The 17,791-nt window shown below is 70.9% G+C and carries 19 protein-coding genes; 7 read left to right on the forward strand and 12 right to left on the reverse strand.

Annotated elements, in window-relative coordinates; genetic code table 11:
- Window positions 1-69: 69 nt before the first annotated feature.
- Window positions 70-1,425, reverse strand: coding sequence for a UDP-N-acetylglucosamine 1-carboxyvinyltransferase (gene murA / locus V1633_RS18660; RefSeq protein WP_331215630.1), 1,356 nt, complete (start codon window positions 1,423-1,425; stop codon window positions 70-72).
- Window positions 1,426-1,671: 246 nt separating this feature from the next.
- Window positions 1,672-2,841, reverse strand: coding sequence for a quinolinate synthase NadA (nadA, locus tag V1633_RS18665; protein WP_331215631.1), 1,170 nt, complete (start codon window positions 2,839-2,841; stop codon window positions 1,672-1,674).
- A 69-nt stretch (window positions 2,842-2,910) separates the two neighbouring features.
- On the opposite strand from nadA, the gene V1633_RS18670 reads away from it, so the two are divergent.
- Window positions 2,911-4,050 (forward strand): glycerate kinase family protein, encoded by a 1,140-nt coding sequence (locus V1633_RS18670; protein ID WP_331215632.1) that lies wholly within the window; start codon window positions 2,911-2,913, stop codon window positions 4,048-4,050.
- 89 nt (window positions 4,051-4,139) lie between these two features.
- Here V1633_RS18670 and V1633_RS18675 read toward each other — a convergent pair whose 3' ends face one another.
- On the reverse strand, window positions 4,140-5,600 hold the full coding sequence (locus tag V1633_RS18675; protein ID WP_331215633.1) for an MFS transporter: 1,461 nt from the start codon (window positions 5,598-5,600) through the stop codon (window positions 4,140-4,142).
- Between the two features lie 88 nt (window positions 5,601-5,688).
- Here V1633_RS18675 and V1633_RS18680 point away from each other — a divergent pair, with 88 nt between their 5' ends.
- The 3 genes from V1633_RS18680 to V1633_RS18690 all read left to right on the forward strand — a co-directional run bounded on the left by V1633_RS18680 (window position 5,689) and on the right by V1633_RS18690 (window position 7,835).
- The gene (locus tag V1633_RS18680) at window positions 5,689-6,084 is read left to right on the forward strand and encodes a MarR family winged helix-turn-helix transcriptional regulator (RefSeq protein WP_331215634.1); all 396 of its coding nucleotides are present in this window, start codon (window positions 5,689-5,691) and stop codon (window positions 6,082-6,084) included.
- Window positions 6,085-6,215: 131 nt separating this feature from the next.
- Complete coding sequence (erpA, locus tag V1633_RS18685; protein ID WP_331215635.1) at window positions 6,216-6,584, forward strand: iron-sulfur cluster insertion protein ErpA; 369 nt, start codon at window positions 6,216-6,218, stop codon at window positions 6,582-6,584.
- A gap of 276 nt (window positions 6,585-6,860) precedes the next feature.
- Complete coding sequence (locus V1633_RS18690) at window positions 6,861-7,835, forward strand: carbohydrate kinase family protein (RefSeq protein ID WP_331215636.1); 975 nt, start codon at window positions 6,861-6,863, stop codon at window positions 7,833-7,835.
- Between the two features lie 184 nt (window positions 7,836-8,019).
- Here the strand turns inward: V1633_RS18690 and V1633_RS18695 are convergent, their stop codons facing one another.
- From V1633_RS18695 to V1633_RS18715, 5 genes are all read right to left on the reverse strand, one after another.
- Window positions 8,020-8,253: a sulfurtransferase TusA family protein gene (locus V1633_RS18695; RefSeq protein WP_331215637.1), complete on the reverse strand. Its 234-nt coding sequence runs from the start codon at window positions 8,251-8,253 to the stop codon at window positions 8,020-8,022.
- A complete protein-coding gene (locus V1633_RS18700) occupies window positions 8,250-8,825 on the reverse strand; it encodes an acyl-CoA-like ligand-binding transcription factor (RefSeq protein ID WP_331215638.1) in 576 nt (191 codons plus the stop codon). The genes V1633_RS18695 and V1633_RS18700 overlap by 4 nt, the downstream gene beginning before the upstream one ends.
- A gap of 15 nt (window positions 8,826-8,840) precedes the next feature.
- Window positions 8,841-9,587: an MFS transporter gene (locus V1633_RS18705; RefSeq protein ID WP_331215639.1), complete on the reverse strand. Its 747-nt coding sequence runs from the start codon at window positions 9,585-9,587 to the stop codon at window positions 8,841-8,843.
- 44 nt (window positions 9,588-9,631) lie between these two features.
- On the reverse strand, window positions 9,632-10,381 hold the full coding sequence (locus tag V1633_RS18710) for an MFS transporter (protein WP_331215640.1): 750 nt from the start codon (window positions 10,379-10,381) through the stop codon (window positions 9,632-9,634).
- A 107-nt stretch (window positions 10,382-10,488) separates the two neighbouring features.
- Window positions 10,489-11,640 carry a cysteine desulfurase family protein gene (locus tag V1633_RS18715; protein ID WP_331215641.1) on the reverse strand — a complete coding sequence of 384 codons (1,152 nt, stop codon included), beginning with the start codon at window positions 11,638-11,640 and terminating at the stop codon, window positions 10,489-10,491.
- Window positions 11,641-11,813: 173 nt separating this feature from the next.
- On the opposite strand from V1633_RS18715, the gene ctaC reads away from it, so the two are divergent.
- A complete protein-coding gene (gene ctaC, locus V1633_RS18720; protein WP_331215642.1) occupies window positions 11,814-12,785 on the forward strand; it encodes an aa3-type cytochrome oxidase subunit II in 972 nt (323 codons plus the stop codon).
- A gap of 11 nt (window positions 12,786-12,796) precedes the next feature.
- Window positions 12,797-13,222 carry a cytochrome c oxidase subunit 4 gene (locus V1633_RS18725; protein ID WP_331215643.1) on the forward strand — a complete coding sequence of 142 codons (426 nt, stop codon included), beginning with the start codon at window positions 12,797-12,799 and terminating at the stop codon, window positions 13,220-13,222.
- Between the two features lie 71 nt (window positions 13,223-13,293).
- Here the strand turns inward: V1633_RS18725 and V1633_RS18730 are convergent, their stop codons facing one another.
- Window positions 13,294-13,665, reverse strand: coding sequence for a hypothetical protein (locus tag V1633_RS18730; RefSeq protein ID WP_331215644.1), 372 nt, complete (start codon window positions 13,663-13,665; stop codon window positions 13,294-13,296).
- Between the two features lie 74 nt (window positions 13,666-13,739).
- On the opposite strand from V1633_RS18730, the gene V1633_RS18735 reads away from it, so the two are divergent.
- Complete coding sequence (locus tag V1633_RS18735; RefSeq protein ID WP_331215645.1) at window positions 13,740-14,177, forward strand: alpha/beta fold hydrolase; 438 nt, start codon at window positions 13,740-13,742, stop codon at window positions 14,175-14,177.
- A gap of 52 nt (window positions 14,178-14,229) precedes the next feature.
- Here V1633_RS18735 and qcrB read toward each other — a convergent pair whose 3' ends face one another.
- The 3 genes from qcrB to qcrC are packed head-to-tail and all read right to left on the reverse strand — an operon-like array spanning window position 14,230 to window position 17,791.
- A complete protein-coding gene (qcrB, locus tag V1633_RS18740) occupies window positions 14,230-15,849 on the reverse strand; it encodes a cytochrome bc1 complex cytochrome b subunit (protein ID WP_331215646.1) in 1,620 nt (539 codons plus the stop codon).
- Window positions 15,846-16,946 (reverse strand): cytochrome bc1 complex Rieske iron-sulfur subunit, encoded by a 1,101-nt coding sequence (gene qcrA / locus V1633_RS18745; RefSeq protein ID WP_331215647.1) that lies wholly within the window; start codon window positions 16,944-16,946, stop codon window positions 15,846-15,848. The genes qcrB and qcrA overlap by 4 nt, the downstream gene beginning before the upstream one ends.
- Window positions 16,943-17,791, reverse strand: coding sequence for a cytochrome bc1 complex diheme cytochrome c subunit (qcrC, locus tag V1633_RS18750; RefSeq protein WP_331215648.1), 849 nt, complete (start codon window positions 17,789-17,791; stop codon window positions 16,943-16,945). The genes qcrA and qcrC overlap by 4 nt, the downstream gene beginning before the upstream one ends.

Genomic DNA, 17,791 nt, shown 5'->3' on the forward strand with positions numbered 1-17,791 from the left:
TACGCGGACGGGCCCCCTCGCACCGGAGGCGGTGCCGGAGGGGGCCCGTGCGGCGGTACGTGACGAGTCTTACGGCCGCTCGACGTGCGCGCCGAGCGCGGAGAGCTTCGCCTCGAAGTCCTCGTAGCCACGGTTGATCAGGTCCACCCCGTAGACCCGGGAGGTGCCCTCGGCGGCCAGCGCGGCGATCAGGTGGCTGAAGCCGGCCCGCAGGTCCGGGATCACCAGATCGGCGGCGTGCAGCTTGGCCGGGCCGGCGATCACCGCCGAGTGCTTGAAGTTGCGCCGGCCGAACCGGCAGGGGGTGCCGCCGAGGCAGTCCCGGTAGACCTGGATGGTCGCGCCCATCTTGTTCAGCGCGTCGGTGTAGCCGAGCCGCTGCTCGTACACCGTCTCGTGCACGATCGACAGGCCCCGGGCCTGGGTCAGCGCCACCACCAGCGGCTGCTGCCAGTCGGTCATGAAACCCGGGTGTACGTCGGTCTCCAGTGCCACCGCCCGCAGCTCGCCGCCCGGGTGCCAGAACCGGATGCCGCCCTCCTGGCCGGGGCTGTCGACCCGGGGCGGCCGGGTGTCGGTGACCTCGTACGCCCCGCCGACCGAGCGGAACACGTTCAGGAAGGTCATCATGTCGGCCTGCTCGGCGCCGAGCACCTCGACCCGACCACCGGTGGCCAGCGCGGCGGCGGCCCAGCTCGCCGCCTCGATCCGGTCCGGGATCGGCCGGTGCGTGTAGCCGCTGAGTCGCGCCACGCCCTGGATCTCGATCACCCGGTCGGTGTGCACCTTGATGATCGCGCCCATCTTCTGCAGTACGCAGATCAGGTCGATGATCTCCGGCTCCACCGCCGCGTTGCGCAGTTCGGTGACCCCCTCGGCCAGCACCGCCGTCAGCAGCACCTGCTCGGTCGCGCCGACGCTCGGGTACGGCAGCTCGAACTTCGTACCGTGCAGCCCGGTCGGTGCGGTGAGGTGCATGCCCTCGGGGGTCTTGTCCACCACCGCGCCGAACTGGCGCAGTGCCTGGATGTGGAAGTCGATCGGCCGGGGACCGATGTGGCAGCCACCCAGGTCCGGGATGAACGCGTGGCCGAGCCGGTGCAGCAGCGGTCCGCAGAACAGGATCGGGATCCGGCTCGAACCGGCGTGCACGTTGATCTCGTCGGTGCTCGCGCTCTCCACGTTGGCCGGGTCGAAGACCAGCTCACCGTCTTCGGCGCCGTCGGTGACCTTGACGCCGTGCAGTTCGAGCAGGCCCCGGACCACCTCGACGTCGCGGATCCGCGGTACGTCGAAGAGTCGGCTCGGGCTGTCGCCGAGCAGGGCGGCGACCATCGCCTTGGAGACGAGATTCTTGGCGCCACGCACCCGGATCTGCCCGTTCAGGGGCGTACCTCCGTGTACGACCAGGACGTCGTCGGTCAACGCAACCTCCAGCGGGGTCAATGCTGCTCTACGTCAAGCTGCCAGCGAGGGTGGGCCATCCGGTCAACACCGCCGTCTCGCGCACGGCCGTACCCGGCGGGGCCCTGTCGCGGCATGGGTCTGTCGCGGCCCCGGCAGCATAGCGCTCGGTCACGGAAGCGGCAGCGCTCAGAGCGTACGGATGGCACGAAACGGGGACGGAGGCAGGAATCCGCACCCCAAAAGTTACTGTCAGTAGTGGATCGGTCAGGGGAGCGCGAGCATCTGGTCCAGCGCCACCCGGGCGTGGTGCGCGGTGTCCGGATCGACGGTGATCTGGTTCGGCACCCGGCCGGCGACGAGTTCCTCCAGCGCCCAGACCAGGTGGGGCAGGTCGATCCGGTTCATGGTGGAGCAGTAGCAGACGGTCCGGTCGAGGAACATGATCTGCTTGTCCGGGTGGGCGTTGGCGAGCCGGCGTACCAGGTTGAGCTCGGTGCCGATCGCCCACGCCGTACCGGCCGGCGCCGCTTCGATGGTCCTGATGATGTGTTCGGTCGAGCCGACGTGGTCGGCCGCGGTCACCACGTCGTAGCGGCATTCCGGGTGGACCAGCACGTTCACTCCGGGGACCCGCATCCGGACCTCGTCGACGCTGCTCTTCGTGAACCGTCCGTGCACCGAGCAGTGCCCGCGCCACAGGATCATTTTGGCTTCCCGCAGCTGCTGGGCGGTGAGCCCGCCACCCGGCTTGTGCGGGTCGTAGAGCACGCAGTCGTCGGCGTCGAAGCCCATCTCCAACACCGCCGTGTTCCGGCCCAGGTGCTGGTCGGGCAGGAAGAGCACCCGCTGGCCGCGCTCGAACGCCCAGCGCAGCGCCCGCTCCGCGTTCGACGAGGTGCAGACCACACCACCGTTGCGTCCGACAAAGCCCTTGATGTCGGCCGAGGAGTTCATGTACGTCACCGGCACCGTCGAGTCGGCGACGCCCAGCTCCGCCAGCGTCTCCCAGGCCGCCTCGACCTGCGGCAGCGCCGCCATGTCCGCCATCGAGCAACCGGCGGCCAGGTCGGGCAGGACCACCCGTTGCGCCTCGGTGGTGAGGATGTCCGCGCTCTCGGCCATGAAGTGCACGCCGCAGAAGACGATGTACTCGGCGTCCGGCCGGGCCGCCGCCTCGCGGGCGAGCTTGAACGAGTCGCCGGTCACATCGGCGAACTGGATCACCTCGTCGCGCTGGTAGTGATGACCGAGGACAAACACCCGCTGACCCAGCGCGGCCTTCGCCGCCGTCGCCCGGGCGACCAGGTTCGGGTCACTCGGCGGGGGAAGCTCCCCCGGACAGTCCACGCCGCGCTCGCTGGACGGGTCGGCGCCCCGGCCCAGGAGCAGCAGGGCGGTTGCGGTGCTGGACGGCTCTACCCACGTCGAAGTCACGATCTCCATGTTTCCACAGCGGGGCCCGCTTTCCGCCCGTACGGATGTGGGCTGCCACACTTGCCGACCATGCGGATCCTGATCTGTCCGGACAAGTTCGCCGGCACCCTGACCGCGCCCGAGGCGGCCGCCGCGATCGTCGACGGGTGGCGGGAGAGCGCCCCGACGGACGAGATCGAGGTCCGGCCGCTCGCCGACGGTGGACCGGGCTTCGTCGAGGTGCTCGCCGCGTCCGTACCCGGTCGCCGGGTGCCGGTGTCGACCGTCGACCCGCTCGGACGCCCGGTCGACGGGGAGATCCTGATCACCGCCGACGGCGGCACCGCGTACCTGGAGAGCGCCCAGGCCTGCGGCCTGCACCTGCTGGCCCCGGACGAGCGGGACCCGAAGCTCACCACCTCGTACGGCCTCGGCGCGCTGATCGCGACGGCCGCCGAGTGCGGCGTCCGGCGGGTGGTGATCGGGTTGGGCGGCTCGGCCGTCAACGACGGGGGAGCGGGCCTGCTGGCCGCGTTGAACGCCGTGCCGGTGGATGTCGCCGGGACAGCCCTCCCGTACGGCGGCGCCGCGCTGGCGGCCGTGGCCGGGCTGGTCGGACGGGCGCAGACCCGGGGCGTGGAACTGGTCGCCGCGACCGACGTGGACAACCCGCTGACCGGGCTGACCGGCGCCTCGAACGTGTTCGGGCCGCAGAAGGGTGCCTCCCGGGAGGACGTGCTGCTGCTCGACGCCGCGCTGGAGCGCTTCGCGGAGGTACTGGAACGGGACCTGCCCGGCTGCCCCGCCGGGCTGGCCCGGCTGCCCGGCGCCGGCGCGGCCGGTGGGCTCGGCGCGGCCGTGCTGGCGCTCGGTGGGCGGTGCGAATCCGGTATCGACCTGGTCACCCGGTTGACCGGGCTGGAGGACGCGCTCGACCGGGCCGATCTGGTGATCACCGGGGAGGGCTCGTTCGACCACCAGTCGCTGCGCGGCAAGGTGGTGGCCGGGGTGGCGGGGGCGGCCCGGGACCGGGGTCTGCCCTGCGTGGTGCTCGCCGGCCGGGTCAGCGCGGGCCGCCGGGAGTCGGCCTCGGTCGGGGTGACCGAGGCGCACAGCCTGGTAGACCACTTCGGCGGGGAGCCGCACGGCGGTGTCGAACGGGCGATGGCCCGGCCGGCGGAGGGGCTGCGGGCCATCGCCGCCCGGCTGGCCGGCCAGTGGAGCCGCTGAAGCCGCCGCGCGGGCCGTCGCCAACGGGTGGTTAGGAAGGGCCCCCTCCTATACAGAAAACGATAGGAGGGGCGCCCTTCCTTGCACCGTCAGCGGGGTTGGCGGGAGGTGGCGCCGGAGATCAGCGCGACGAGCAGCCCGAGCACGGCGACCCCGGTGACCAGACCCAGCGCCGGGTAGAAGGAGTCGGGCACCCGGCCGGGCGCCGCCTGGTCGGTGGCGAGGATCGCGGTCACCCCGGCGAGCACGATCGCCCCGCCGATCTGGAACGCGGTCTGCACCAGGCCGGAGGCCAGGCCCTGCTCGTGGTCGGCGACCCCGGCGGTGGCCTGGATGTTGAGCGACGGGAAGGCGAGGGCGAAGCCGAGGCCGACCAGCAGCATGGTGGGCAGGATCACGCCGAGGTAGCGCGGTTCGCCGTCGATCCGGAGGAAGAGCAGGTACGCGGCGAGGAAGGCGACGAAGCCGGCGGCCACCACCCGGGCGGTACCGAACCGGTTGACCAGGGCACCGACCCGTGGCCCACCGAACGCCACCACCAGCCCGCCGGGCAGGAAGGCGAGCGCCATCTCCAGCGGCGACCACTGGAGCACGATCTGGGTGTAGAGGGTGCCGATGAACTGGAACCCGATGTACGAACCGGTCACCGCCAGCGCGGCGAGGTTGGCGCCGACCAGGCTCCGCCGGGCCAGCACGCCGAGCGGGACCAGCGGGTGGGCCACCCGCCGTTCGATTGCGACGAACGCCACGAGCAGGGCCGCGACCAGGGCGAAGGCGCCGAGCGTACGGGCCGACAGCCAGCCGGCCTCCGGGGCGGAGACGACGGCGTACACCAGGAGCAGCAGGGCACCGGTCGAGGTGGCGGCACCACCGAGGTCGTAGCCGCCGGCCGGCCGCTGGTGACGTTCGGCCGGGATGAGCCGGCTGCCGGCGGCCAGTACGGCGAGCGCGATCGGGGCGGGCAGCAGGAAGGTCCAGCGCCAGCCGGCCTCGGTCAGCAGCCCGCCGAAGACCAGTCCGAGGGAGAAGCCGCTGGCCCCGCAGGCGGTGTAGAAGCTGAGCGCGCGGTTGCGGGCCGGCCCCTCGGGGAAGGTCGTGGTGATGATGGAGAGCCCGGCCGGGGCGGTGAAGGCGGCGGCCACGCCCTTGGCGAACCGGGTGGCGATGAGCAGGTTCGGATCGTCGACCAGTCCGCCGAGCAGGGACGCGACGCCGAAGACGGCGATCGCCCAGAGGAACACCCGGCGTCGACCGAGCAGGTCGGCGGTACGTCCACCGAGCAGCAGCAGGCCGCCGTACCCGAGGACGTAGCCGCTGACGATCCACTGCAGCGACGAGTTGGACAGCCCCAGGTCGGCCTGGATGGAGGGGAGGGCCACGCCGACCATCGAGACGTCGAGGCCGTCGAGGAACAGCGCGCCACAGAGCACGATCAACGCGCCCCAGAGACGGGCGGTCATCCGGGGGCCGGTCGAGGTGTCGTACGCCGGGGCGACGGCCTCGGACCGGGGCGTTGGCGGATCGGTGACGGGTGGAGCGGAAGAAGCCATGCCGGCGAACCTACGTGCATGTGCATCTAATGTGCAAGCAACTAATGCTCGTGCAGCTATTTCCTGTGCATGTGGTAAGCTGCCGAGCGTGTCCGAGGACCAGGTACTCGCCACCGCCTGGCGGGAGTTGGCAAGCTGCTACGCGGCGACCTCCTGCGCGCTCGAGCGTGGGCTGCAGGAGCGACACGGCCTGGGCATGAGCGAGTTCGAGGTCATCGACCGGCTGGCCGACGTCCCGGGACGCAAGCTCCGGATGCAGGAGCTGGCCGAGGGGGTCCACCTCAGCCAGAGCGCGCTCAGTCGGGCGGTGGCCCGGCTCGAACGTGACGGACTCGTCTGTCGGGCGCTGTGCGAGCAGGACCGGCGTGGGGTGTTCGTCACGTTGACCGAGGCGGGCCGGGAACGACACGCCGAAGCCCGGCCGACCCAGCGGGCGGTGCTGGCGGAGACTCTGCGACCGGTGGTCCTGCCCACACCCGCTTAGTTGCGCGAGGCCGGGTGACCTGCCGCGCGCACACCTACAATCAAAGAGAACCCGGATCGGGAATCATCGGCCATCCGACTAGCGTTGGCCCTTACGGATAATCATCGCACCGGCGCAGGGGAGATTTTCACGTGACAACGCCAGCGCAGACCGAGTCGACCGCGGCAACCACCCCGAGCACTATCGTCCTCACCGACGTGGCGGCGCAGAAGGTGAAGGCCCTGATCGAGCAGGAGGGCCGGGACGACCTGCGGCTGCGGGTCGCCGTGCAGCCGGGCGGCTGCTCGGGCCTGCGTTACCAGCTCTTCTTCGACGAGCGTTCGCTCGACGGTGACATCGTCAACGACTTCGGCGGTGTCGAGGTTGTCGTCGACCGGATGAGCGCGCCCTACCTGAGCGGTGCGACCATCGACTTCGCCGACCGGATCGACGCCCAGGGCTTCACCATCGACAACCCGAACGCGCAGAACTCCTGCGCGTGCGGTGACTCGTTCCACTGATCGGCGTCGCACACCGATTCACCCACGGTTCTGCCTGAGCGGGCCGTCCCGCGCGGGTGGCACGACGGAACAATTCCGTCACGCCACCCGCGTACGGACGGCCCGTTTCTCGTTTCCGTGACCCGGGCCGGTCGTTCCGGTGGATCCGGCGCGGTGACTCCGGGCGACGACCTGGTGACATGCCGGTGGCCGGTACCCGATCGATAGGGGGCGGGGAGGAGACGGACCGGTAGGCTGACCCGGCCGCGGTTCCATCTCCCGATCCTGAGGGCCGACATGAAGATCGCCGTTACCGGCTCGATCGCGACCGACCACCTGATGCATTTCCCGGGTCGGTTCGCGGATCAGTTCATCGCCGACCAGTTGCACAAGGTCTCACTCTCCTTCCTCGTCGACGAGCTGGTGCTCCGGCGGGGCGGGGTGGCCGCCAACATCGCGTTCGGCATGGCCCAGCTCGGGCTGCGTCCCGTACTGCTCGGTGCCGTCGGCGCCGACTTCGACGACTACCGCTCGTGGCTGGAGCGGCACGGCGTCGACTGTGACTCGTTGCACGTCAGCGAGGTGGCCCACACGGCACGGTTCGTCTGCACCACCGACACCGAGATGTGCCAGATCGCCTCCTTCTACGCCGGGGCGATGAGCGAGGCCCGCAACATCGAACTCGCGCCGGTCGCGAACCGGGTCGGCGGGCTCGACCTCGTCATCGTCAGCGCCAACGACCCGGCGGCCATGCTGCGGCACTCCGAGGAGTGCCGCCAGCGCGGGTACGCCTTCGCCGCCGACCCGTCCCAGCAGCTCGCCCGGATGGACGGAAGCGACGTGATCGGCCTGATCGACGGCGCGGACTACCTGCTGACCAACGACTACGAGAAGTCCCTGCTGCAGAGCAAGGCCGGCCTGACCGACGACCAGCTGCTGGAACGGGTCAAGATCCGGGTGACCACGCTCGGCAAGGACGGTGTGGAGATCGCCGGCCGCGACATCACGCCGTTCCGGGTGCCGATCGCCCGCGAACTGCACATCGCCGACCCGACCGGCGTCGGCGACGGCTTCCGGGCCGGTTTCTTCGCCGCCATCTCCTGGGGACTCAGCCTGGAGCGGGCCGCCCAGGTCGGCTCGCTGCTCGCCACCCTGGTGCTGGAGACGGTCGGCCCCCAGGAGTACGAGGTCCGTACCGACCTGTTCGTGAAGCGGCTCGCCGAGTCGTACGGGGACGAGGCCGCCGAGGACGTCCGGCCGTACCTCGGCTGACACCGTCGCCGCCGGTGCTCCGGCGAGTCGGGTGGGGTGCCGGGCCGGCCCTACCGGTCGGAGCCCGGCGCCACCGGGGAGGAGCGCCGGTCCGGCCGGGCCGGCGCCGACGCCCTGACCGTGGTGGGAGTGCTCCGGCCGGCGGCCGCCGTGCCGGTGGGGGCCCTGACCCGGCCGACGAGGGTCAGTGGGCGCGGCGTACGTCGTAGGCCGGAGAGCCGGCCACCGTCGAGGCGCCGACGAACTCCTGCCCACGCATCCGGCACCAGGCCGGAATGTCGATCGCGGCCGCCGGGTCGTCGGCGAGCACCCGGAGGACCGCACCGACCGGCAGCTCGGGCAGCCGTCGGGCCGCCGCGATCACCGGCAGCGGACAGCGCTGGCCGAGACAGTCGACGACGGCGTCGGGGGCGCTCACAGCGGAAGCCCCGCCTCAAGTTGGGCGAGCCCCTCGTCGAACAACTCGAGATAACCGGACGGGTCCTGGTCGGCGTTGAGCAGCACGGCGAGTCCGACTCCGACCAGGGCACCGACGAACGCCCGTACGGCGAGGTCGTCGGGTTGCCGACCGACCCGCCGGGCCACCGCCTCGGTGAACAGTCCCATCGCCTGCAGCAGCGAGTCCAGGTTGCGGGCCCGCAGCTCCGGCACGGACTGGGTCAGCCGGTGCCGCGCCCACTCCTCGGCGCGCTGTTCGGGAGACAGGCCCAGGTAGACCGTGCGGATGGCCGACCGGAACGCCTGGATCGGGGTCAGCTCGGCCGGGGCGGCGACGAAGGCCTCGTAGACCAGCGGGTCCAGGTCGTCCCGCAGCACCACGTCCTCCTTGCTGGGGAAGTAGCGGAAGAAGGTGCTCTGCGACACCTCGGCCGCCGCCGCGATCTGTTCCACGGTGGTGGCGGCGTACCCCTGGTCGCGGAACAGACGCAGGGCCTGGCGCCGAATCTCCGCCCTCGTCCTGGCCTTGTTGCGTTCGCGTAGCCCGGGCACTTCGGGTACTCCTGTTCAGCCGACGGTCACCTGCCCCGATTCTCCGGTCTCCGGGGCCGGCCGGCCAACCGGCGCGGCGGTGACCGGCCCGGTTCGCCGGGGGAGAAAGGCGATCGCCAGTACGGCGCCGAGCAGCCCGAGCCCACCGCACACCCAGAGCATGGCGGCCAGCGCGTCGACGAAGGCATCCCGGACGGAGTCCAGCAACGCCGGCGCGTCCAGTTGGCGGGCGACCAGTACGCCGGCCGGGGCGCTGTCCCGGGCCGCCTCCGCGGCCGGTGCCGGCAGTCCGGCCGGGTCCAGCCGGTCGCGGTATACGGCGTTGAGCACGCTACCCAGGGTCGCCACCCCGATCGTTCCGCCAACCTGGCGCAACGCCTGGATGAGTGCGGAACCGGCGCCGCTGCGCTCCACGGAGAGGGTGCCGAGGGCGATGTCCGAGGCGATGGGCAGGACGAGTCCCATCCCCAGGCCCACGGCGGTGAGCCAGCCGGCGACGAACGCGTACCCGGTGCCGGTGCCGGTCGCGGTGCCCGCGAACAGGCCGGCGGCCAGCACCAGGAACCCGATGGCGACCGGCACCCTGGCGCCGAGCCGGGGCACCAGCCGGGCGCCGAGCCGGGCGCCGAGCAGTACGCCGCCGATCAACGGGAGCAGCCGTAGGCCGGTCCCGAGGGCGTCGGCGTCAAGCACGGCCTGGAAGTACTGGGGGAGAGCGAACAGCGCGCCCAGCAGCGCGAAGGTCACCACGGTGGCCAGCACGGTCGCCTAGGTGAAGCTGGCCGAGCGGAACAGGGCGAGGTCGATCAGGGGACGGATGTCGGGGCGCCGGCCGACCCGGCGTTCCCCGACGACGAAGGCGCCGAGCAGGGCGACGCCGATGCCCACGGCGGCGACCGGGTGCCGTTGCCGACGCCCCGATCGCCGAGCTCGATGACGCCCCAGGTCAGGCAGGCCAGTCCGGCGCAGGAGACGAGGATTCCGACCAGGTCGAGCCGGAGACGTTGGCTGCTGCGCGACTCGGGCATCAACAGCAGGACCGCGATCAGGGCGATCGCGATGACCGGGATGTTGATCAGGAAGACCGATCCCCACCAGTAGTGGTCCAGCAACCAGCCGCCGACGATCGGACCGAGTGGGAGGCCGACGGCGTTCGCGGTCACCCAGAGCCCGATCGCCTGTCCCCGCTCCTGCGGAGTGAACAGCACCGGCAGCACGGACATGCACAGCGGCACCACGAAGGCGGCACCCAGGCCGAGCAGCGCGCGGGCGCCGATCAGCCACTCCGCCGAGGAGGCGTACGCGCAGGCCAGCGAGGCCACCCCGAACAGGGCCAGCGCGACGAGCAGCAGCCGCTTGCGGCCGAGCCGGTCGCCCAGCAGGCCGGCCGGGAGCAGCATCGCGGCGAAGACCAGGTTGTACGAGTTCGCGACCCACTGCAGGTCGCTGGTGCTGGCTGGCAGCGCCGTGGCCAGGCTGGTAGGGCCACGTTGAGGACGGTGATGTCCAGGCCGATCACCAGTCCGCTGGCGGAGAGCGCGCCGAGCGCCCACCACTTCCGGGTACCCGTCTCCGTCATGACAGCGCCAATCTATTCGGCAGCGACTCCCTTTATGAGAGTAGATGCCAACTGAAAGCGACTGTCAAGTTTTTTGGGCTCCGGTCAGAGGCCGACCACCCCGGCCTGGGTACGCAGCTCGGCGACGATCCCCGGCAACTCGGTGAGGAAGCGCTCCACCTCGGCCACGGTGCTCTCCCGGTGCAACGAGATCCGGACGTTGCCGTGGGAGAGCACGCCCATCGCCTCCAGCACGTGGGACGGACGCAGGGTGGAGGAGGTGCAGGACGAGCCGGAGGAGACCGCGAAACCCCGCCGGTCCAGCGCGTGCAGCAGTGCCTCGCCGTCGACGTACAGGCAGGAGAAGGTGACCAGGTGGGGCAGCCGGTCGACGGGATCACCGACCACCTCCACGTCGGGCACGGTCTCCGCAACGGTGGCCCGGATTCGGTCCACCAGCGGGGCGAGTCGGGCCGCCTCGTCGGCCGCCTCGGCGTGCACCGCCCGCAGCGCGGCCGCCGCCGCCACGATCGCCGGCAGGTTCGGCACCCCCGGGGTACGACCCGACTCCCGGTCGTCCGCCGGATACGGCGACTCCCACCGGCTGCCCTTGCGCACCACCAGGAGACCGACGCCGGGCGGCCCGCCCCACTTGTGTGCGCTGGCCGACAGCACCGACCAGCCCTCGGCGACCGGTACCCGGCCGACCGACTGCGCGGCGTCGACGTAGAGCGGCACCCCGGCCGTGCCGCAGGCCCGGGCCGCCTCGGTCACCGGCTGTGTGGTGCCCACCTCGTGACTGGCGCTGATCAGCGCGGCCAGCGCCACGCCGGGCGCGCTGACCGCGCTCGACCAGGCGTCGAGATCGAGCCGGCCGGACCGGTCCACCGGTACCGGCCGCGCCGAGCCGCCCGCGCCGACGTGCCGCTCCGCCGCGTGCAGCACCGCGGAGTGTTCGATCGCCGAGTGCACCAGCGTTGCGCCGACCCGCCGACGTCCGGCCAGACCTCCCAGCACGGCGGCATGCGCGGCGGCCGTACCGCTCGGGGTGAAGGAGAGCTCGTCGGGGCGTACCCGGAGGACTTCGGCGGTGGCCGCCCGCGCCGCGTCGAGCAGTTGACGGGCCCGGCGGGCCTGCGTGTAGAGCTTCGCCGGATCCGCCCAGCCGTCCTCCAGCGCCGCGAGCATCGCCTGGCGGGCTACGGGGTGTAACGGTGCGGCGGCGGCCGCGTCGAAGTACGCCGGAGGCACGTTCACCAGGGAACGGTAACCCGGGTGTGGACCGGGCAAGATCCCCCGGGGGAGTGGGGACGCGGACCCCAAGGCCGTCCAGCCGACTCAGGTCGAGTAATCTGCGACCGTCGGTGACGCCTTTGCCGCCGGTGTCGACAAAGCGGACAGCGTGCGGCGCGCTAGGGAGGCAGGACCAGGTGGTCGCAAGGGGTTCGGAGGTACCGCCGTCGGTCGTACGGCAGAGCAGTTCCCGGGATTCCCGGGGACGGGGCCAGCGTCGCTCGCTCGGCCGGCTGGCCGGGCTCGGAGCCGGCGGTGCCGCACTGCTCGTCCTGCTGACCGGCTGTGACGTCGGACAGACGTTCGACGGGTTCGGCTGGCCCCAGGGCGGCATCAGCCCGGAGTCCCACCGGATGTACGACCTGTGGATCGGCTCCGTCATCGCCGCGCTCGCGGTCGGCGTCTTCGTCTGGGGCCTGATCTTCTGGTGCGTGATCCGCTACCGGAAGCGGGGCGAGGCGCTGCCGGTGCAGACCCGGTTCAACATGCCGATGGAGTTCCTCTACACCATCGCGCCGATCCTGGTCGTCTCGGTGCTCTTCTACTACACCGCGATCGTCCAGACCGGGGTCAACAAGGTCACGGACAACCCCGACGTCACCGTCGAGGTGGTCGGCTTCAAGTGGAACTGGCAGTTCAACTACCGGGACCGGCCGGGCGTGGACGCGACCACGATCGCCTCGACGCTGGGCACCACCGAGGTGATCCCGATCCTGGTCCTGCCGACCGGGCGGAGCATCCGGATCGAGGAGACCAGCAGGGACGTCATCCACTCGTTCTGGGTCCCGGAGCTGCTGTTCAAGCGTGACGTCTTCCCGGGCAACGTCCGCAACGTGTTCCAGGTCAGCAGCCTGGACCAGGAGGGCGCCTTCGTCGGCCGCTGCGCCGAGCTGTGCGGCACGTACCACTCGATGATGAACTTCGAGCTGCGGGTGGTGTCGCCGGACGAGTACGACCGGTTCATCGCCGCGAAGCAGGGTGGTCAGTCGACCCAGGACGCCCTGGCCTCGATCGGCGAGGCTCCGCTGGCGACGACGACCAGGCCGTTCGACACCCGGCGCGACGTCAACAACTTCGGTAACGCGAGCGCCGCGGGCGCGGGAAGCTGAGGACGGCGGAGATGAAGTCTGAGTGGCGCCTCTTCGGCATCGTTTCGTTCTTCCTGGCGATCGTCGCCGTCATCTACGGGCTCTGGACGCACGGCGCGGACGGTCGGGTCGAGTGGATCGGGCTCGTCGCGCTGATCCTGTCCTTCCTGCTCACCGCGATGTGCGGCGGCTTCTTCTGGTTCGTCTCGCGCCGGATCGACCCGCGTCCGGAGGACCGGCCGGACGGCGAGATCGCCGACGGCGCCGGTGAGGTCGGCTTCTTCAGCCCGGGCAGCTACTGGCCGTTCGGCATCGCCCTGGCGGCCAGCGTGGCCGGGCTGGGCCTGGTGTTCTGGCAGTGGTGGCTGATCGCCGCAGGCCTGGTCGCGGTGGTCTTCGCCGCCTGCGGTCTGCTCTTCGAGTACTACAGCGGCACCCGGCGTACCGCCGAGCACTGACGACGGGCAGCGCACCTGCCGAAGGCCCGCCACCCCGAACGGGTGGCGGGCCTTCGACTTTGCGCGTCGACTCAGCCGGCCAGGGGAGCGGTGTCGAACACCCGGTCCAGCTGGTGCCGTAGCAGCCGTTGCGCGGCCTCCGCGTCGCGTAGGCCGGCCATCACGCTGTCGGCCAGTCCGGTCGCCAGGGCCAGCAGGTTGGCGGCCTCCGCGGCGACGTCCAGGGCCGCGGCGACCTCGCCGGTACGTCGTGTCCGGTCGAGCCCGCCCGGTGAGATGGTGTCGGGGAGTCGGCAACAGATCGGACGGTTCACCAGCGAACAGGCCCGAGAGAGGTTCCTGCGGGCGTACGACGTCGCGATGCGGGGGTGGCCGCAGCCTCGGCAGGAGAGGGACGTGGAGAGCACCACCCACGTCCACCAGCACGGTTCGACGCCCGGCATGCCGATCGTGCTCCTGCACGGCGCGGACCGGCTGGCCTCGGTGACGCTGCTGGACCCCCGGAGGACTGGAGAAGGTGCCGGCCCGGTTCTACCTGAACATCCTGCTCGGCGCGTTCGCGACGCTGGCCCCGCGCCGGGCCCGCCCCCGCCTGTCCAGGCTGCTGGCCAACCACGCCCTGGTCGAGTCGCCCGAACAGTTGGCGCCCGTGATGCTCGCCGCGCGTACCTGGCGTACCTGGCGTACCAGGCGACCGGCGGCCCGCCGGTTCGACGACCACGAACTCCGGTCGGTTCGGGTGCCGATCCAGCTGCTGCTCGGTGCCCGCAGCTCGCTGCTGCGGCCCGAGCGGGCGGTGGCCCGGGCCCGGGACCTGATCACCGGGATCCGCGCCGAGATCGTGCCTGGCGCCGGCCACGGACTCCCGATGGAGGAGCCGGATCTGGTGAACCGGCGCATCCTCGACTTCGTCGGCGGTGTCGACGGGCTGCGAACGGCCGGGCACGGGTGTTAAAAAGGGCCCCTTCCTACGCAGAATGCGATAAGAAGGGGCCCTTCCTCACAGCTCAGTGCTTGCCGCTGCCGATCTCCTGCTGCTCGGGGCGGGGCTCGACCGGCGGGTGGCCGGGCGAGACCGGCGCCTCGGCCGGCTTCTCGATCGGGTAGAAGAAGCCCCTGATGGCCGGCCCCAGCGCGCCGAGCCGGTTCATCTTCTTCGGCACCACCCAGCCGACGTACTCCAGCTCGGTGTGGCCGTGCTCGTCGACCGGGCCGAGGGGCTGGTGCACCTCGACGAACTGCCCGTTCGGCAGCCGGCGGATGATGCCGGTCTCGACACCGTGCGCCAGCACCTCCCGGTCGTGCTGCTGCAGGCCGAGGCAGATCCGGTAGGTGATGTAGTACGCCAGCGGCGGCAGGATGATCAGACCGATCCGGCCCGCCCAGGTCATCGCGTTCAGGCTGATGAAGAACTTGTCCGCGATCACGTCGTTGGCGCCGGAGAGCGTCAGCACCACCCAGAACGTCACGGCCATCGCGCCGAGGGCGGTCCGGCCGGGGACGTCACGCGGGCGCTGCAGCAGGTTGTGGATCCGCCGGTCCTTGTTGATCCGTGCCTCGATGAACGGGTAGAGCAGCGGAAGCACGGTCAGGATGCCGGGCAGCACCACGGTCGGCCAGAACAGCGGCGGGATGACGTACCCGTTGCCGATCGGGATGTTGATCTCCCAGGGCGGCATCAGTCGGGTCGAGCCGTCCAGGAACATGACGTACCAGTCGGGCTGGCTGGCGGCGGAGACCACGCCGGCCTCGTACGGTCCGAAGAGCCAGATCGGGTTGATCTGGACCAGACCGCCGAGCAGCGCGATCACGCCGAAGACGATCATGAAGAAGCCACCCTGCTTGATCGCGTAGCGCGGGAACATCCGCTCGCCGACCACGTTGGTGTTGGTCCGGCCGGGGCCGGGCCACTGGGTGTGCTTCTGCTTGAAGACCAGTCCGAGGTGCGCGCTGATCAGGGCGACGAGCAGGCCCGGGATCAGCAGCACGTGGGCGATGAAGAACCGGCTGATGATGATCTCGCCGGGGAACTCGCCGCCGAAGATCGACGAGGTCAGCCAGGAACCCACCACCGGGATGGAGAGCATGATCGCCGAGGCGATCCGCAGACCGGTGCCGGAGAGCCCGTCGTCCGGGAGCGAGTAGCCGGTGAAGCCGGCCAGGAAGCCGACCCAGAACAGCAGGTAGCCGATCATCCAGTTCAGCTCACGCGGCTTGCGGAACGCGCCGGTGAAGAAGATCCGGAGCATGTGCACCACGATCGCCGCCATGAACAGCAGCGCCGCCCAGTGGTGCATCTGCCGCATGATCAGGCCGCCCCGGACGTCGAACGAGATGTCCAGGGAGGTGGCGTACGCGGCGGACATGTGGGTGCCCTGCAGCGGCCGGTAGCTGCCGTCGTAGGTGACCTCGCGCAGCGACGGCTCGAAGAACAGGGTCAGGTAGACACCGGTCAGCAGCAGCACGATGAACGAGAAGAGCGCGATCTCACCGAGCAGGAACGACCAGTGGTCCGGAAAGACCTTGTTGAGCAGCGAACGCAGCGGGGTGTTCACCTGGAGCCGGTCGTCGACCTCGCGGGCCGCCTTGCCCGGCACCGCCGCTATGTCGAACCTTCGCCGCTTCACGGCCGCTCCCAGAAGTCGGGCCCGACGGTCTCGGTGAAGTCGGACTTCGCCGCGAAGAAGCCACCCTCAACGGTCAGCGGCAGCTGAGGGAGTCGCCGGCTCGCGGGTCCGAAGACCGGACGGGCGTTGTCGGTGATGAGGAACTGCGACTGGTGGCAGGGGCAGAGCAGCCGGTTGGTCTGCTGCTCGTAGAGGCTGGCCGGGCAACCCGCGTGCGTACAGATCTTGGAGTACGCGATGTAGTTGCCCCACATGTAGTCGTCGTGGCCGGCCCGCCGGTTCGCCGTCCGGGCCTCCTCGGCGTCGGCCGGACGGAGGTGGATCAGCAGCACGGGGGAGTCCGCGTGCTTGTTGGTCGCACCGTCCGGGATGCCGGGGAACACCGTGATCTGACCACCGGGGCTGACGTCCTCGGGACGTACCGGGGTGCCGTCGTGGTGGGTCAGCTTGACCAGCTCGGTGTGTCCGCCGTCGACGATCGGCTTCCAGCCCGTGGTGAACATCTGGTTGTGCTTGTGCGGCTGCTGGATCAGACCGCCGACGAGCGGCGCGGCGGCGACCGCGCCCACCGGGGCCAGGCCGGCGAGCAGCGAGATGCCCAGCAGGGGGCGACGCCGTACGCCGAGCTCGTCGACCATGTAGAGCAGCGTGTTACCGGTGAGGGCGCGTTCCTCGTCCGAGGCCGGCTCGACGTGCCGGTCCTGGATCGAGACCTCCTTGGGGAGCAGCTTCTTGCCCCAGATCAGGATGCCGAATCCGACGGCGAGCAGGGCCAGACCGAGGGTCAGGCCGAGGATCGGGGTGTAGAACTTGGTCATCCCGGTGCCGTGCTCGTACTTCCACGGCCACCAGATGTACGCCACCACGAAGGCCGTCGCGAAGAGGCCGACCAGCAGGAAGAGCCCGACGACGAGCCGGGTCAGCCGGCGTTCCGCCTTGGTGCCCGGTACCGGGAACTGGGACTCGTAGTGGACGATCTCGATGTCGTCCCGCCGGGCGCCTTCCCGGACGAAGTCGAACCGGGACAGCTGCGGGTCGTTCGGGTCGAACGGCTCGTTGGTGGTCCCGTGGGTGTGTTCGTCGGTACGCGTGCTCATGACTTACCCGCAATCCACAGCGAGGCGAAGACCAGCGCCACGATGCCGACCAGGAAGATCGCCACACCCTCGGTGGAGGGGCCGAGGCGACCCAGGTTCAGGCCGCCCGGGTCGCGGTCCTTGGCCAGCGTCTCCTGGACGTACGCGATGATGTCGGCCTTCTGGTCCGGACGCAGCTGGTTGTCGCCGAAGACCGGCATGTTCTGCGGTCCGGTGAGCATCGCGGCGTAGATCTGCCGGTCGTTCGCCGGTCGCAGGTTCGGTGCGAACTTGCCGGAGCTGAGAGCACCACCGCCGCCGCCGAAGCTGTGGCAGGAGGAGCAGTTGAGCCGGAACAGCCGGCCGCCCTCGGCGACGTCGGCACCCTGGTGCAGGTTCTCGCCCTCGGGCAGCTGCGGCCCGCCGCCCAGCTCCTGCACGTACTGCGCGAGCTGCCTGATCTCGTCGTCGTTGAAGACCGGGGGCTTCCGCTCGGCCTGGGCCTCCTGGCGCGGCAGCGGCATCCGCCCGGTGCCGACCTGGAACTCCACCGAGGCGGAGCCGACGCCGATCAGGCTCGGACCGCGACCCTCGATGCCCTGCGCGTTGCGGCCGTGGCAGGTCACACAGCTGGTGTCGAAGAGCGCCTTGCCCTCCTGGGCGGCGGTGGTCAGCTGCGGGGTGTCCTGCGCCTGCAGGCCCGGCGCGAAGACGGTGTAGGCGCCGCCGGCCAGGGTCAGTGCGGCCAGTAGCCGGACTGCGGCGCCCAGCCGCCGGCGGGCCTTGCTACGCGGGCTGGACCGCGCACGGCGCAGCCGCGAGAGCAGCCCGCGGGAGCGGGCGCCGCCGGGGGTGTCAGAAGTCAT

This window comes from Plantactinospora sonchi, from assembly GCF_036422035.1.
GTDB classification, from domain to species: Bacteria; Actinomycetota; Actinomycetes; order Mycobacteriales; family Micromonosporaceae; genus Plantactinospora; species Plantactinospora sonchi.

Bases quoted from the DNA above. Each gene is read 5' to 3' on its own strand.
- V1633_RS18670 (WP_331215632.1), top strand. From the start codon at position 2,911: ATGCGGATCCTGATCTGTCCGGACAAGTTCGCCGGCACCCTGACCGCG.
- V1633_RS18675 (WP_331215633.1), bottom strand. From the start codon at position 5,600: ATGGCTTCTTCCGCTCCACCCGTCACCGATCCGCCAACGCCCCGGTCC.
- V1633_RS18690 (WP_331215636.1), top strand. From the start codon at position 6,861: ATGAAGATCGCCGTTACCGGCTCGATCGCGACCGACCACCTGATGCAT.
- V1633_RS18725 (WP_331215643.1), top strand. From the start codon at position 12,797: ATGAAGTCTGAGTGGCGCCTCTTCGGCATCGTTTCGTTCTTCCTGGCG.
- V1633_RS18730 (WP_331215644.1), bottom strand. From the start codon at position 13,665: ATGCCGGGCGTCGAACCGTGCTGGTGGACGTGGGTGGTGCTCTCCACG.
- qcrA (WP_331215647.1), bottom strand. From the start codon at position 16,946: ATGAGCACGCGTACCGACGAACACACCCACGGGACCACCAACGAGCCG.
- qcrC (WP_331215648.1), bottom strand. From the start codon at position 17,791: ATGACTTCTGACACCCCCGGCGGCGCCCGCTCCCGCGGGCTGCTCTCG.